The organism is Cupriavidus sp. WS (assembly GCF_000395345.1).
Lineage (GTDB): Bacteria > Pseudomonadota > Gammaproteobacteria > Burkholderiales > Burkholderiaceae > Cupriavidus > Cupriavidus basilensis_B.
In genome coordinates this window covers 1-1,181 of the sequence record NZ_AQPL01000709.1, presented here as the reverse complement: position 1 = coordinate 1,181, position 1,181 = coordinate 1, and the positions used below count along the sequence as shown (strand labels likewise).

Below are 1,181 nucleotides of genomic sequence, written 5' to 3'. Positions count from 1 at the left end.
CCAGGGTGCTGAGCAAGTACGGCATGAACGCCGTGCCTGCACCTTCACAGAAGTAGCCTGAGGACGACACGAACTGGTTGAACACCTCGACCCCCGGGTGACCGATGACGTCCGCGTTCTTGAACTTGGCGAGGTTGTTTTCGTGGTCTTCGTTCGTGGTGCCATCGCCGCCGGCTTGCGCCGACGGGTTGGGTGTGCTCATCGCCCGGACTTCGATCCACGGGTTTTCGCCGGTGTTGCTGTAGCTGGAGACGACCGCATCGGGGATGTAGTGGCGGACTTTGATGGACGTGCGCACCGTGCAGCCACCCCAGGAGCAGAACAGCCAATAGCAGATGCCAACCACCCGGTATTCCAGGCAGTCTGGCGACATGACGGAAGACACGATGGTGGCGGTATTCAGGGCGTAGCTGCTCGTGGCGCCGACCAGTAGCACCGAGGCCACGACAACACGCAGACGGCGCAGCAGGTCAAATGGGCGATGGGTCACGGCTGCGTCCTCCGGTGCTGCTCGATGCGCGCGACTGCGCGGGCCACGTCCGGCTCGCCATAGACCACGTAGCGCTTGTCCACGACGACGGCCGGGATGCTGGTGATGCCCAGGCTCCATGCGTCGGTGACGCCCTGGTATGCGGACGCAATGCGGCGCTGGAGGTCGCCACCGCCACCGTTCAGCCGACGCTTGACGATGACGGCAGCCTGTTCGGGATCTGCGGGGAGTTCGGCAGCAAGCTCCGTTTCGATCCGATGCGCTTCGTCCAACTCGATCAGCCGCTCACCGCCCACGGTCTTGAGGGGGTGCCGGCTGTCGGTGACGACCAGCACGTCGGCGGCGAAGGTGGCCGGGCTGAAAACGACCAGAGCGACCGGCAGCGCAACGGCCAGGCCGAGGGTTCGCCATCCCGGCGAGAACCTGGAAATAGATGCTGGCATGTCGCGTACCCCGGGAAGTTGATCAGGGCCATAGTCAAACGCCGAACCTGATGCAGCCCCAACAAACAATGCGCATCGCGGACACCCCGCATACCTGCTTGTCTCGCCGCAAAGAAAAACGGAGGCCGAAGCCCCCGCAGTGATCAATGAAGCGATGCGCTACAGCAAGCCGTGCTCAGCGAAGGAGTACGGATTTCCCAGGCCGACGACGATGTGGTCCAGTACCCGAACATCGATGAGCGCCAGCG

Annotated in this window: 3 protein-coding genes; all 3 read right to left on the bottom strand. The window is 63.6% G+C overall.

Annotated elements, in window-relative coordinates; all coding sequences use genetic code 11:
- Positions 1-490 (bottom strand): TraU family protein (locus tag K206_RS0136755; protein ID WP_043368036.1); only part of this gene is annotated, 490 nt, incomplete at its 3' end.
- On the bottom strand, positions 487-933 hold the full coding sequence (locus K206_RS0136750; protein ID WP_020207177.1) for a TIGR03757 family integrating conjugative element protein: 447 nt from the start codon (positions 931-933) through the stop codon (positions 487-489). The genes K206_RS0136750 and K206_RS0136755, both read right to left, overlap by 4 nt.
- A gap of 159 nt (positions 934-1,092) precedes the next feature.
- Positions 1,093-1,181 (bottom strand): JAB domain-containing protein (locus K206_RS40605; RefSeq protein WP_043368034.1); only part of this gene is annotated, 89 nt, incomplete at its 5' end.

Bases quoted from the DNA above. Each gene is read 5' to 3' on its own strand.
- K206_RS0136750 (WP_020207177.1), bottom strand. From the start codon at position 933: ATGCCAGCATCTATTTCCAGGTTCTCGCCGGGATGGCGAACCCTCGGC.